Origin of the sequence: Lysinibacillus sp. C5.1 (assembly GCF_016350185.1) — a bacterium.
GTDB lineage: Bacteria > Bacillota > Bacilli > Bacillales_A > Planococcaceae > Lysinibacillus > Lysinibacillus sphaericus.
Map to the genome: position 1 here is coordinate 3961757 of NZ_CP066226.1, position 12658 is coordinate 3974414.

23 protein-coding genes and 8 tRNA genes are annotated in these 12658 nt (G+C 35.8%); 3 read left to right on the forward strand and 28 right to left on the reverse strand.

Annotated features, from left to right (window positions below):
• Window positions 1-11 precede the first annotated feature (11 nt).
• The 20 genes from I5435_RS19415 to I5435_RS19510 form a co-directional block, all read right to left on the reverse strand.
• On the reverse strand, window positions 12-596 hold the full coding sequence (locus I5435_RS19415; protein WP_337982817.1) for a MazG nucleotide pyrophosphohydrolase domain-containing protein: 585 nt from the start codon (window positions 594-596) through the stop codon (window positions 12-14).
• Window positions 597-660: 64 nt separating this feature from the next.
• Window positions 661-1008, reverse strand: a complete 348-nt coding sequence (locus I5435_RS19420) for a hypothetical protein (RefSeq protein WP_337982818.1) — start codon at window positions 1006-1008, stop codon at window positions 661-663.
• Window positions 1009-1044: 36 nt separating this feature from the next.
• Complete coding sequence (locus I5435_RS19425) at window positions 1045-1434, reverse strand: DUF3797 domain-containing protein (protein WP_337982819.1); 390 nt, start codon at window positions 1432-1434, stop codon at window positions 1045-1047.
• Between the two features lie 7 nt (window positions 1435-1441).
• On the reverse strand, window positions 1442-1882 hold the full coding sequence (locus I5435_RS19430) for an ASCH domain-containing protein (protein ID WP_337982820.1): 441 nt from the start codon (window positions 1880-1882) through the stop codon (window positions 1442-1444).
• Window positions 1883-1919: 37 nt separating this feature from the next.
• Window positions 1920-2306 carry a hypothetical protein gene (locus I5435_RS19435; protein ID WP_337982821.1) on the reverse strand — a complete coding sequence of 129 codons (387 nt, stop codon included), beginning with the start codon at window positions 2304-2306 and terminating at the stop codon, window positions 1920-1922.
• 50 nt (window positions 2307-2356) lie between these two features.
• Window positions 2357-2641: a hypothetical protein gene (locus I5435_RS19440; RefSeq protein WP_337982822.1), complete on the reverse strand. Its 285-nt coding sequence runs from the start codon at window positions 2639-2641 to the stop codon at window positions 2357-2359.
• A 40-nt stretch (window positions 2642-2681) separates the two neighbouring features.
• Complete coding sequence (locus I5435_RS19445) at window positions 2682-2978, reverse strand: hypothetical protein (protein WP_337982823.1); 297 nt, start codon at window positions 2976-2978, stop codon at window positions 2682-2684.
• A gap of 12 nt (window positions 2979-2990) precedes the next feature.
• Window positions 2991-3185 (reverse strand): hypothetical protein, encoded by a 195-nt coding sequence (locus tag I5435_RS19450; RefSeq protein ID WP_337982824.1) that lies wholly within the window; start codon window positions 3183-3185, stop codon window positions 2991-2993.
• A 1-nt stretch (window position 3186) separates the two neighbouring features.
• Complete coding sequence (locus I5435_RS19455; RefSeq protein WP_337982825.1) at window positions 3187-3483, reverse strand: hypothetical protein; 297 nt, start codon at window positions 3481-3483, stop codon at window positions 3187-3189.
• Window positions 3483-3710, reverse strand: a complete 228-nt coding sequence (locus I5435_RS19460) for a hypothetical protein (RefSeq protein ID WP_337982826.1) — start codon at window positions 3708-3710, stop codon at window positions 3483-3485. Before I5435_RS19460 ends, I5435_RS19455 begins: the two co-directional genes overlap by 1 nt.
• The gene (locus I5435_RS19465; RefSeq protein ID WP_337982827.1) at window positions 3710-4249 is read right to left on the reverse strand and encodes a Holliday junction resolvase RecU; all 540 of its coding nucleotides are present in this window, start codon (window positions 4247-4249) and stop codon (window positions 3710-3712) included. The genes I5435_RS19460 and I5435_RS19465 overlap by 1 nt, the downstream gene beginning before the upstream one ends.
• Window positions 4250-4280: 31 nt before the next feature.
• A complete protein-coding gene (locus I5435_RS19470; RefSeq protein ID WP_337982828.1) occupies window positions 4281-4538 on the reverse strand; it encodes a hypothetical protein in 258 nt (85 codons plus the stop codon).
• A gap of 28 nt (window positions 4539-4566) precedes the next feature.
• The gene (locus I5435_RS19475; protein WP_337982829.1) at window positions 4567-5538 is read right to left on the reverse strand and encodes a ParB/RepB/Spo0J family partition protein; all 972 of its coding nucleotides are present in this window, start codon (window positions 5536-5538) and stop codon (window positions 4567-4569) included.
• Window positions 5539-5573: 35 nt separating this feature from the next.
• Entirely contained in the window at window positions 5574-6341 is a 768-nt protein-coding gene (locus I5435_RS19480) for a ParA family protein (RefSeq protein ID WP_337982830.1), read from the reverse strand.
• Window positions 6313-7233: a rolling circle replication-associated protein gene (locus I5435_RS19485; protein WP_337982831.1), complete on the reverse strand. Its 921-nt coding sequence runs from the start codon at window positions 7231-7233 to the stop codon at window positions 6313-6315. The genes I5435_RS19480 and I5435_RS19485 overlap by 29 nt, the downstream gene beginning before the upstream one ends.
• Before the next feature lie 269 nt (window positions 7234-7502).
• A complete protein-coding gene (locus I5435_RS19490; protein ID WP_167331270.1) occupies window positions 7503-7658 on the reverse strand; it encodes a DUF6906 family protein in 156 nt (51 codons plus the stop codon).
• 132 nt (window positions 7659-7790) lie between these two features.
• Window positions 7791-8150: a hypothetical protein gene (locus I5435_RS19495; protein ID WP_337982832.1), complete on the reverse strand. Its 360-nt coding sequence runs from the start codon at window positions 8148-8150 to the stop codon at window positions 7791-7793.
• Between the two features lie 20 nt (window positions 8151-8170).
• Window positions 8171-8359 carry a hypothetical protein gene (locus tag I5435_RS19500; RefSeq protein ID WP_337982833.1) on the reverse strand — a complete coding sequence of 63 codons (189 nt, stop codon included), beginning with the start codon at window positions 8357-8359 and terminating at the stop codon, window positions 8171-8173.
• A 289-nt stretch (window positions 8360-8648) separates the two neighbouring features.
• Entirely contained in the window at window positions 8649-8975 is a 327-nt protein-coding gene (locus I5435_RS19505; RefSeq protein ID WP_231785141.1) for a DUF771 domain-containing protein, read from the reverse strand.
• Between the two features lie 26 nt (window positions 8976-9001).
• Window positions 9002-9172: a hypothetical protein gene (locus tag I5435_RS19510; RefSeq protein ID WP_337982834.1), complete on the reverse strand. Its 171-nt coding sequence runs from the start codon at window positions 9170-9172 to the stop codon at window positions 9002-9004.
• Window positions 9173-9312: 140 nt separating this feature from the next.
• On the opposite strand from I5435_RS19510, the gene I5435_RS19515 reads away from it, so the two are divergent.
• From I5435_RS19515 to I5435_RS19525, 3 genes are all read left to right on the forward strand, one after another.
• Window positions 9313-9684: a helix-turn-helix domain-containing protein gene (locus I5435_RS19515; protein ID WP_337982835.1), complete on the forward strand. Its 372-nt coding sequence runs from the start codon at window positions 9313-9315 to the stop codon at window positions 9682-9684.
• Window positions 9685-9738: 54 nt separating this feature from the next.
• A complete protein-coding gene (locus I5435_RS19520; RefSeq protein ID WP_337982836.1) occupies window positions 9739-10149 on the forward strand; it encodes a helix-turn-helix domain-containing protein in 411 nt (136 codons plus the stop codon).
• Window positions 10150-10663: 514 nt separating this feature from the next.
• On the forward strand, window positions 10664-11767 hold the full coding sequence (locus I5435_RS19525) for a site-specific integrase (protein ID WP_337982837.1): 1104 nt from the start codon (window positions 10664-10666) through the stop codon (window positions 11765-11767).
• Window positions 11768-11916: 149 nt separating this feature from the next.
• Here I5435_RS19525 and I5435_RS19530 read toward each other — a convergent pair.
• The 8 genes from I5435_RS19530 to I5435_RS19565 form a co-directional block, all read right to left on the reverse strand.
• A tRNA-Leu gene (locus tag I5435_RS19530) sits at window positions 11917-11997 on the reverse strand.
• Between the two features lie 51 nt (window positions 11998-12048).
• A tRNA-Cys gene (locus tag I5435_RS19535) sits at window positions 12049-12122 on the reverse strand.
• Window positions 12123-12129: 7 nt separating this feature from the next.
• Window positions 12130-12204: transfer RNA gene (locus I5435_RS19540), tRNA-Gly, on the reverse strand.
• Window positions 12205-12209: 5 nt separating this feature from the next.
• Window positions 12210-12284, reverse strand: a tRNA-Gln gene (locus tag I5435_RS19545).
• A gap of 4 nt (window positions 12285-12288) precedes the next feature.
• Window positions 12289-12364, reverse strand: a tRNA-His gene (locus I5435_RS19550).
• Between the two features lie 36 nt (window positions 12365-12400).
• Window positions 12401-12476, reverse strand: a tRNA-His gene (locus I5435_RS19555).
• Window positions 12477-12488: 12 nt separating this feature from the next.
• Window positions 12489-12562: transfer RNA gene (locus I5435_RS19560), tRNA-Trp, on the reverse strand.
• Window positions 12563-12572: 10 nt separating this feature from the next.
• Window positions 12573-12656, reverse strand: a tRNA-Tyr gene (locus tag I5435_RS19565).
• Window positions 12657-12658 lie beyond the last annotated feature (2 nt).

A 12658-nucleotide genomic window follows, 5' to 3' on the forward strand; every position in this document is an offset into this window, starting at 1 on the left:
TCAAATGCTGTTCAGTAGGCTTTTCCACCATGTTTATATGAACGACCTTTATTACGCTCCATTTTCTTAATGATCGCTTGTTCCAGATTAATATTTCTTGAACCACATAAATCAAAAATACGGATACATACATCGGCTAATTCTTCTGTGAAATTTTCTGTATCTCCCTTACGATCCGCTTCTAGCGCTTCGCTTACTTCACTGTGTATTAATGCTAACAATGTACCCATTTCTCTTGGTTGATCGTGCCAACCTTTAGAAACTGCCGTTTCATAGGCTTGTTTACATAAATCATTAATTCCACTCGCATTACTTGTTTCTATTTCTATACGATTCTCTGGCTCTAAAACTAAACCACCTTTAAAAGCATTGTAATGATCTGCATAACCTTCACTTAATGCTAATGCAAGAATACAGAAGGTTTCTTTATCACCGTAATTATTAATAGTTTTACTTGGAACACCTACAGCATTTAACTTTTTATGATTTTCTACATTATTTTTAACTAGCAAATAAGCACTTTCCCCACCTTCTTGTTCAATAACCTCTAAACTGTTTAAAACGTCTAAGATTGCTTGTTTATCAATTGATTGCATACTTGTTACCTCCGAATATTTATTTGATTGTTTCTGAACGAAATCTTCAAAGTGTTCAGGTAATCTATTCAACCCAATCTACTAAGCCACGATTTATTAATTCGTCACATAAATTACGTAATTGTTGTTCTGTATCACCTTCATCATTGAAACCAATACGATAAAAAGCATCACCCATTTCCCACAAATCAGGACCTCTCGTTAAAAACTGCGCCATAATTAAATCACAAATGCCTTCACCGTTGCTATAAATCTCTATTGCCGTAGAAAATCTAAAAGTATTGGGTACTTTCATTACAATTGTATTTTTTTGAATAAACCCATCTCCGTTTTCAAAAGTTCCACCGTTAACACTCAACCCCTCTAAATCTTTAAGAGTAGGTGCTTTTTTGAATCTTAATATTTTTCCCATCATATTTTCCCCTTTCAATTACTGAACATTTTCTTTCTAATAAGCACTTGCTGCTGGTACTTCCAAAGCCCATCTACGGCCTTCTGGGCTATTTAGCCAATCCTCAATCTTTGCATTATGATCTATTCTCTTAACACCTGATTTTTCTTTAAGCTCAAGTAAAGGTAAATATTTATGGCCATATTCATGGATTCGTACTTCGTAAACTCCTCCAACTAATTTTCCACTTCTGCGTTTTGTTAGGGTGGCTACATGCTTGATTCTTCGATCTACTGTTACAGACCAACCACATTTACAACTACGTGTAAATATTTCATCGTCAATTACTAAAGCACCTTGGGATGGATTACCACCCACTTTATCGTTGCCGCATTCTGGGCAAGTTGAATACTTCTTTGTTAATTCCATTGCATCTCTCATATCCATTTATTCTTTATCCTCCGATTCTCTTTGCCATTCCCATAAACTTAATTGTCCCTTTAGCTACAATGGGATTGGTTAAAACATGTAAATTGGCAAGCTCCCATGCATACCGGCCTACTGTATAGTCACCAAAAGCCACTTCTAAACCACTTACGGTTTTTCCTTTGGATAATACGGATGCGTACCCTAGTGTTGCTTCAACTTTGTAGCAATCCATTAATTCGACTGTAGCAAGTACAACACCCGTTGGAAGGTCTTTGTATGATGTAATTCCATGTTCTTTCAAAACTCCCTTAATCCAAGAATCCTCACATGCATCTTTATCAATTGATTTTCCTGCGTGGATTGCTAAAGGTCCTCTATACTTTGTCTGCCATGATCGTGTTTCAAATTTCTTTTCACCAAGGGCAATCAGAGTTGCCCATGGCTGTTTTATTGTGATGGCTTTCATAGATTTCCACTCCTTACACAACATCTTTCGAATGTACTTACCTATAATCCATTACTCTCACTGACGTATTACCTCGTTTCGCACATTTGCGTTCTATCCTTTCAAGCAATTCAAAATCGACTGATATGTTAAAAGTAGACATTAATTTTTTTAAAGATTGATTTTGCAAATGAGACATCCTTTTTTTATTTTTTGACACAAGTTTTTTTGCCTTCTCGATTGCATATTTTGAACTAATTGATTTTGCAATACCCATACCACTTACAAAGTCCGATACAATCCACATTGAATATGGATCATCAGCGCTGACTTTAGCAGGACGATGTAATGCTAAGTAGACACCTTCGTGCAATATTAATTGGTTTACTATTACCTCATGCTGAATTGGCCCAAAAAACCCTGGATGCGCTACTAACATTTTCAAAAACAATACCCCTCTCTTTTCTGCACAAAATCTTTCAAACACGAAGATTTTTATTTTTTAGGTTCTTTTCCTTCATCTAGCTCACCATATTCATCCTTCAAATCCATATCAAAACGTTTACAGATTGCTTTAATACCCTGGGCAATGAAATATTGCTTATTTGCAGAAACCTTTTGTTCGTTTGCTTTTTCAAGACAACTGCATAAAATATCGATAAATTCGTCATTCTCACTTAAAATTTCTTCTTTTTTTCGAATCGCCTCATCATATTTATCTGCCTTTTCCTTAATAGATTGGAAACTCTCGTAGTTAATCGTTACAGAAGCGTTTTTCATTTTCTGTCACTATCCTTTCTGTACAATTTTTATCGAATATTCATTCATCAGCATTACGAATTAAATGCGGCTGCACTCTTGTTTTAGGTAAACGTAGTAAAGTTACTAATCCGAAATCATGCAATGCATCTTCGCCTTTAATCGCATCCTCTGGAATCCATACCTCTAATTTGATACGATGATACCCTTTGTGTTTTCCTGTTTTAGTTGGTGCGTGTACTGAAAAGTTTCCAGATGGTGGTGCTAAAACTAGCATACTGTCAGGAGAACTTTCTTTAATTTGACCTGCTACCTTTTTCACTGATTCTTCTGTCATGTCGAAAATTACGCTTTGCATTTTATTAGCCCCCTATATTTTTACGTATTCTCTTTTTAAGTACATTTGATTACTTTCGTCCAGATGAATAACATTGTTTTTTGAAGTAATTAAAACTTCATAATTCTGCATTTTTAAAATGTTTGCTTCTGAAATTATCGTGTTTATTTGCATTGCTGAAATGACTTTTAAAGTAGTTTTTTCGTAGGTAATAACAGTTTGTAACATACTACCTCCCCAAAACAAAGGGCAATTCATCCAACGAGGAAATATTAATTGATTTCAATTCCTCCGAATTTTTCACTGCTTCTTTGATACAACCACGATAAAGACCGCTTCCAGAAAACCATTTATCTTTTGCAATTGTTTTGTTGCATTCTTCATGTAGATGAAACTGTATATGTTTTTCATCTTCTTTAGCGGAAACATAAACTGCACTTTTGCCTTTTTCGATTTCTTCTACGCACCCGTAACATTCATGCTTCTTTCTTGTTGTGACCATTTGTTTTTTTCTTATCTCCAGCATCAATACTCCTCCTCATCAACGTGTCTTCTATCCTCTACTTGTTTTCTATTAGACTTTGAAAATGAAAAAGTTTTAGGTAAACCGTACTTCTGACGCACTTCTTCACGACTCATTTGATGTTCAACACGACAATGAGCTTTTGTTATGATAATTCCGAAGTGTTTACAGCCCTCTACAGGGCATTTGATGTACTCACCATGTTTAGCATTCCAATAAGGTTCAGTCATCAAGAAGCACCTCCTACCGCTTCCAAGTAATGGACTGTATATATTCCTGATTTAATTCGAGTACAGTGATCTCGGAAAAATTGAAGTGGAATTGATTTAGCACCGCCATTATTTTGAGCTGTCCAAGCAGTTTCTAATTGTTCAAATTTGAGATAATAAATCTCCGGCTCGTTTTTACCTTCAATCCTAAAGCAAACTAATAAAAACGCTTTTGCCCCCATGTAATGCCATGAACGAAGTAATCTATATTGATCGTCAGTTAAATTGTTCAATGGGAATCTTTTTTGTTTTGTTTCCTTAGCATCAAAGATAATAGCTTGCCCTCGGTAAATACCGCTATAATCTACCCATGTAGCACTTTCTAATTTTCCATCCACCTTATTCCCAGTGACTTTTAATATTTTCACAGGCGAAGGTACTTTGCGAATATCTGCAAAATTGTTATTGCGGTATTGATTATTTGTCATATCAATTAAATTTTCGAAAAGTTGCCCTCTATTGGCATGGCTTCTTGAATATTGTCGTTTCTGTGTTCTCATTCTATTTCTGCCCCCTTATAAATTTGCGTTTTTACGCAATCCACTCTAGCTCCTGTGCATCAAAAAGTATGGATTCATCCCCGATACGTACTAACACGGAATGACCATCTACTTTCTGGACAACTCCCTTTTTACCTATCACATAACCAAAATAATGTTTGCGATATTCATAGATTTCAGCATTATTCTTTACTTCAATGACTTTCACTGTCTCATGCACTCTAAAAAATGCACGAGACGATTGTGAATAATCATCAAATAGACTTAACTGGCGTAAGCTACTTTCCAACCGCTTCTCCTCCTTCCAAAAATGCTTTTTATCTAATTTTTTTAATGCTCATAATCACGTAATCTTCGGGGATGTCATTTGCTCCCCCTTCTTGCAGGTAAATGATTCTCACTTCTACAAATCTTCCTGTGTACAAGATTTTGTCATCGTCAAATTCATTTATCTTCAACTTGTCACCTACTCGAAAGCTCTGATTATTGAAACCACACATAAAAGTTTTCAAGCCTTGCAATATCGCTTCAAACTGTTCAGGATAGCTATCTAGTTCATGTGTCATCGGCTTTTCTTTTTGCTCTGACTCAATGATTTCCTGTCGCTTTTCTTTTGCTACGGACGGCGTTAGCGGTTTACCCTCTCTGTATTCTTGGACAACCTCTTTTTGCGTTTCTTCTGGCAACCTCGATATTTCAAATGCAGCAGTGATATTTATTTCCCCTTCACTAAATGCTTCTTTTAGTTCAGGAGCTAATTTTTTGTTAATGCTGTCCATCCGTTGCACTTGGGACGATGACACGCCCATAAGTTGCGCTACAATCTCGCGTTTGCGCCCCTTTAGTTGATTACCACTATTTTGTAACTCTTGTAACAGTTCATGTAATCGTGCTGCCTGTTTTGTTTTTTCAGCATCTGTTAACACACGAGTGGTTGAGTTTGCTAGTATGAGTTGTAATTCTGCTTGGATGTCGTCTGTCGATTTAACAATTTTGCAAGGCGCTTTTTCAAAATCTTTATTTCCCTCATTGCGTAGCTCTTGCATAGCCTTTAAGCGTCTATGACCGCTAATTAGCTCGTATGCCCCATCATCTTTTATACGCACCACTAAGTTTTGTTGAAGTCCCAACAGTTCAATACTCGATTTAAGCTCCGAAACATCATCCACACTGTAGTTATTTTTGGGCGATGGCACTATGTTATCCAATGGTATGTGCTCAATCTTAAATGCCACAATTTGCTTCTTGGATTCTGTATTCATTAGCTGTGATAGATTGAATTTCGACATTTACTCCGCTCCTTTCTTTGAAAATGTGCCCGAAACTAACACAATTCTAGGTATTCTTTTACTAGCGCTATATAATCCACACAAGCTGTTGACCGCTTCGCATATTCTAATAACGGCTTTCCAACGAACGTCATTTCATCTACTTTTACAGTCTTTCTGATACGTGTTGAAAACATTGGATAACCCTGCTGTTCTAATAATTCAGCCCCTTGTTGATTCACATTGTTACGCTGATACATTGTGACAAAGCACCCCGCAAAACGAATATCACTATTGAACTCACTTACATCTTCAATCTGCTCTATGATTTGTTCTAATCCATCAAAACTAAATTGATCTATTTTAATGGGCACTAACACATCGTCAGATGCTACTAATGCATTTACTACCGTCATATTAATATCTGGGGCATTATCAATAATTACGTAGTCATAACGCTCTTTCACTGACTCTAGTTTTTTACGTAGGCGTGTTTGCTGTGGACGTGATACATCCATCAAGATTTCCTTATTTGCACGCAATAAATTCATATTTGCGGTGATAATATCTAGCCCCTCATAATTTGTTTGCTGAATAACGTTATCCACATCTAATTCCCTTATTGTTAATAACTCTGATAATCCACACTTGCTTTCAGGATCATACAGCCCGAAAAATTTAGATGTGTTGCCCTGCTTGTCGTTATCAATGAGTAATACACGCTTCCCATGCAATTTCACTAGCGTATAAGCTATATTGATAGCTGAAACTGTTTTAGATACCCCGCCTTTTAGATTAATAATGCTGATTGTCTTCATCGTCATTTATTATTCTCCTTTTACGATTTATTGGTGTGTCAATCCGCTTCATTTGCACATATAGATATGCCCCACTTACGTAATCCGAAAATGACACATTCATTTGTTTGAATTGATAATTTTTATACATTTTTTCAAAGATTTCTTGCGCACCTATTTCTTCTGTCGCAATTTTAGCAGCACGTCTACGAGTTAATTTCGTGTCTGATACCGTCACTTTCGGTTGTTTTAGGTTACGGCTAGGTGTATAGCCTTTTGCTGTTTTATGTCCCTTTTCTTTTACCAAGTATTCTCCTAGCTTTGTAAATCCAAGATCATCTTCTTCCAGACGTTGAGACTTAACACGACCTCTATTCCATAACTTCTCCGCTACTTCACGATCAGGAAAATTTGTCACCATATGATGATGTGCTCGTACTTTTTTCCCATCCCTTGTATGTTCAGTTGAATAAATATATTTCAATTCAAAATCCGCATACTTCTCCTGCTTTTTTAACCAATGCTTCATGCGTCTGATGAGATTAACCATATCTTTTTTTGCTTGGTCATAGTCTTTCGGTAAATATGCATCAGAATACGTATATGTTGTGTACAAATCATTCTCACGAAAGTTTGTATTAATTAATCTCGCTACATGCTTCTGCCTATTCTTTTCATTTAATTTTTCTTGTGCTTTGCTGCTATTTTTATCTCTTTTTGTACGTTTACCCTGTGGTATTTTCCAATATGGGTATGCTTCTACCTCTAAAACCGAACCACTCCAAATGCTTTTTACACGATAGCCTGCAATTGCTCTATCTAATAAACTATCTTCATGCATTTTGCTAATTTCTGACTCACTAAATGCTTCTTCATACGAAGCTAATACATGTCTTACCTTATGCTGTTTATTCTTCATGGCTACTCTCTCCCGATGTGTTAATAATCTAGTATCCTTGTTAAATTTAGAGTTTCGTCGTAAATCTAATATTCATTACAAGGACGCTAATTGACTGTTTGCCATGAAGGTTGCTATACTAGCAATAAGGTGTTTGGCAATAGTCAAACGAGCCGTTTTAACTGTTCAGAGTTGATACGGCTTTTTTTATTGGTCTTTATAAAAGCCCTTGTGACTTCCCACAAAGGCTTTTCTTTTTTGTCGTGCTTTTTTTCAATTAGGAAGCTTGTTTATGGTGCTGGAATAGTTCGAGATCGACCTGTTTCTCGATGAATAATCAACCATCTATCAGCTTCCTTTTTACTTATAAGCCAGTTATTAGGATTCAAACGAAAACTTGCTATATAGATTTTTTGCTGTCTTGTTAAATTGCGACCTTGTTTCACAAAATTCCCCCCTTTTTTATTTGTTGAGTGTGCTAGACACACATTCCGCTTCTTGATATAATGTCGATAAGATAAATTTCCTAGGTTTAAAGTGCTGTTTAGTCGCTCCAACGATTAAGCAGTTTTTTTATGTCATAAACTCTGATTTGCACTAAAATGCACAACCTCTCCGATTTTCCCTTGCTTGTTTAATTGATTAGCAATATCAAATAATTTGTTTCGACGCTGTTCTTTCAAATGATCTTCTAAAGTCTTCGTATAATCGACTCTATCTGTCAGAACGTCTATCCGCTCTTTCACTAAATCGAAATCACCTTTCCGAAAATGTAAATTAATAGCTGTTATCATATCTCTGCAACAAGCACTTTCCTTCGAATGCTCCAATTCCAAAGCATCTATTCCACCTGTACATATAGTTTTTTTGTTAACAAAATCTACGAACACTAGATTTTTCAAAGCTTGTCCGTATGCTGTTTGCAATTCACCTAACATCGTTTTCCCTCCACTTCTTTTTAATTATTTAAACCAATGCTAAAAAAGCGACGTTGCATATATAAGCGCATAATCATTTTGTTGAAATTCATTAAGCGATATAAACGATTGAGTAAACGAGGATCAGCAATATCCATCGCTTTATACTTTTTGTACTTAACCTCGTAAAATGTTTGGTGCTTTTGGATTTTTTCCTCCAAGACTTTCATTTCGTCCACCTCTCTCACCTCACTTACATGTGTTTTGACGTTGCTACCGTCATATCAGCTATAAGTCAGAATAGTTATACCGTCATCGGCTCGGTATCACAGCGCTCTATTGAGTTTTTTATGTATGTGAAATTTCTTATGATGTTCTTTATGTAATGACTTCACATCAAGCAGCTTGTAAATTCTCCACTTAGAGGACTAGGCTAACCAACCCTTACTATTACAAACTGCTTGACATGAGCGAGCATTGCACTCGCAAATGTCTTTTTGCTTTTTGTACAATATGCATTTATTTACTTCCAAAAATTTTATTGAAATTATTATCTAGAAATTTCGTCATCTGGCAGGCATGAAACATCCACTTCTCTCCAACGCTTTTAGGATAATAAACAAATCCACCATTTTCAGAATCTAGTATTTTACGAAACTTCGATGGGTAAAGAATATTCTCTTTAATCCAATCCTGTTTCTTATTAACGCGCTCCTCTAAATTTTTCATAGTCCAGTAGACTCCACTTAACTCTTGGCGCTGTAATTCTTCCAACTCAACTTTATTAATTAGTACATATCCATCTGGTATTGGCACTGTTAAATTCACCTGTAACTGTTGTTGCATAAAAATCTCCTTTCAACCTAATGTCATTAAGATATCGCTTTTTGCCCTACCTCTTTTTCTCGCTCTCTTACGAGTTGTTTATTAAAAACCAAGGCTGCTACGACACCCGATACATAACTTCTTTCTTTTTCATTCAAAAGATGTAATCTATCTACTAAGTTCATAGTTTCTTTAATACGTTCACTATTGATATCCATTACTACCACTCCTTTTGCTCATTTGTGAAGTTGTTAACCACATAATATATTCATTTGTGAAATAAGTCAACGATTTTCTATTAATAACCTTGACGATTTATCACATTTGAGATAATTTAAGATTGTTAGGTGGTGAGTTGATGAATGAGAGACTTAAAGAAATTAGAAAGAGTAAAAATCTAAGTCAAGCAGAATTTGCAAAAAAACTTGGCTTCGGACATTCCACTTTAGCAATGATGGAAATTGGCAAACGCGAGATTTTAGATCGCCATATCAAGACTATTTGTTCAATTTTTGAAATTGATGAACATTGGTTCCGAACTGGTGAAGGTGATATGGTTTATACTCTTTCAGAGGATGAACAATTCGCTGCTTTATTGGGTGAGTTACTTGTTTCTGAAAGTGAAGAAATTAAGAGTATTATCATGAAAACTGTTGAACTAGACAGCATTGATTTAAAAATTATTAATCAATTAATTGATGGACTTATTGAAAAGAATGAAAAAAAGTAGTTCCATAATGGAGCTACTTTTTTTAAGTTATTTTGCTAGGAGTTGAGATTCTAAATGACAATAGGTAGTAGATTGAAATTATTAAGAGATTCACTAGATTTATCAATGGCATCGTTCGGAGAAAAAATAATGATGACTAGCAGCAACATCTCAAAAATGGAGAAAGACTTAAGGGTAGTAACTGATAGAACTATTGCATTAATTTCTAATGAATTTGGTGTAAACGAACAATGGTTAAGAACTGGCGAAGGTGCTATGTTCATCTCTGTTACAGAAGATGAACAATTCACAGAATCATTAAGTGAGATATTAAAAGATGAAAAGAACAGATTAGTGAAAGGGTTAATTACAAAAGTGGTTGAATTGGATAATGACTATTTAATATTGCTCGAACACTTGATTGATGGATTACTAAAAAAACAATCTCAAAATATTTGTCATTGTAGTAGAAAAATCGACTATTAATTTAACAACACCCAAACTTCGATTATAAACTTATGTATACATTGCAGAAAAATAGAAAAAGTAGCTCGTTTAAGCTACTTTTTTTTAATGGCTGCTTTTACTAAGTGATACAAAAGACTTATTAATCTTTTATCATCTTGATTCTCAATTAATTCAATTAACTTTTTCTTCATATGTACCACCTCTTAGGTTAATTGTATAAGAACAGAAGTTCTGTCCTTAATGAAAAAATTATGTAATATTATCCATGGTATTACTTACAACATTCGACATTTTTGTTGTTATTTAAATTATATACGCATAGTTCTTTTTTTCATAAAAATATCGTTAGACGGGCTTCGACATATGAAGAAATGATTTCCTCATCATACAATTTCTCCGACTAAAAGAAAAAAATAAATGTCGTTTCTTGTTGAATTTTAGGTTTTTTTGTAAAAAGTTATTTTATTCCATAATGCATTAATATATATTAATTTTGCTATAATCAAAGAAATTTAGAATTGGAGGGTTATTAATGGCTAGTTACACTAAACGTGGAAAAGCGTGGCAATATTGCTTTTACCACAACCAAAAGCAATATCGGAAAGGTGGTTTTAAAACCAAAAAAGAAGCTCAAATAGCTGCTTCCGAAGCCGAGTCTGCTTTGAACAAAGGTATTAAGCCTATTACAGAATCAATTACTTTTGCTGACTACTTCGAGACTTGGTACAAGCGTTACAAGATGAATATCGTTACCAAAAGTACACTGACTCATTATGAATATACACTTGAGGCAATTAAAATATATTTTGAAGAAACACTAATGAAAGACATTACACGTCATGACTATCAAGATTTTTTAAATAATTATGGATCAACTCGTTCTAAAGAAACTGTTGAAAAAGTACACTCCCATATCAAAGCTTGTGTATATGATGCTGTTGAAGAAAACGTTATCCGAATTGAGTTCACTCGTAAAGCTGTTTTGACAGGTTCTGTACCAGCTAAAAAGGATAGTGAAAAACATTTGAATTTTGCCGAAAGCGAATTATTGCTGAAAGAATTATACAAACGACTAGAACGTGGATTAGGATATTACCTTTTGTTGCTTGGTCTAACTTCTGGGCTACGCTTCGGAGAATTGGTTGGATTAACACGCAAAGACTTTGATTTCGAAAATAACACTTTGAACATTGATAAAACTTGGGGTTACTTAAGTAAAATGCAAGAAGGTTTTGGTCCCACTAAAAACCCCCAATCTGTTCGTAAAATAAAAATGGATGCAGAGACAATGAAAGCCTTCGAAAAGTTATTTGATAAATTACCGACAAATATCCACCGATTAGTTTTCTTTAGTGCTCAATCAAAATATAAAGTAATTGCAAATGGAACCGCAAATAAACTGCTACGAAACACTTTGCAAGATTTAGGTATAACAAACACTATTACGGTACATGGACTACGACATACACATGCCAGCGTATCACTCTATAAAAAATCATCAATTTATTATGTATCCGAAAGATTAGGACATGGGGACATACAAACTACTATGAGGGACTATGCCCATGTTATAAAAGAGCTACGTGAAGAAGATGAGAAAAACACAATCAGTATTTTCGAGAAGATGGCACAATAAATACTTGTGCATTTCTTGTGCATAAAAATTTCAAAACGAAGTCTTCCGTAACCCACCTCAAAAACATAAAAAAAGCCCGAAACCATTGATTTATCAAGGTTTCAAGCTTTTTTCTTAAACTCAAATTTTAGCGTATCCGAGCTTACTGATACCGGTGGTCGGGGTCGAACCGACACTCCAAAGGAACACGATTTTGAGTCGTGCGCGTCTGCCAATTCCGCCACACCGGCATAATACTTTAGAGATAAAAAAAATCGGAGTATCCGATTAAGAAAAAAATATGGAGGCGGCAACCGGATTTGAACCGGTGATAAAGGTGTTGCAGACCTGTGCCTTACCACTTGGCTATGCCGCCATATTATTGGAGCGGAAGACGAGGTTCGAACTCGCGACCCCCACCTTGGCAAGGTGGTGTTCTACCACTGAACTACTTCCGCATAAATGGCTGGGGTACTAGGATTCGAACCTAGGCATGACGGAATCAAAATCCGTTGCCTTACCGCTTGGCTATACCCCAACAATGGGGCGACTGATGGGAATCGAACCCACGAATGCCGGAACCACAATCCGGTGCGTTAACCACTTCGCCACAATCGCCATTGCTTTATAGTTATATTTTAATTTTATAGTAAATGGGGCGACTGATGGGAATCGAACCCACGAATGCCGGAACCACAATCCGGTGCGTTAACCACTTCGCCACAATCGCCATAAAATTAATTGGCAGGGGCAGTAGGAATCGAACCCACACCAAAGGTTTTGGAGACCTCTATTCTACCGTTGAACTATGCCCCTATAAAAAAACTGGTGGAGGGGGACGGATTCGAACCGCCGAACCCTAAGGAGCGGATTTACAGTCCGCCGCGTTTAGCCACTTCGCTACCCCTCCGG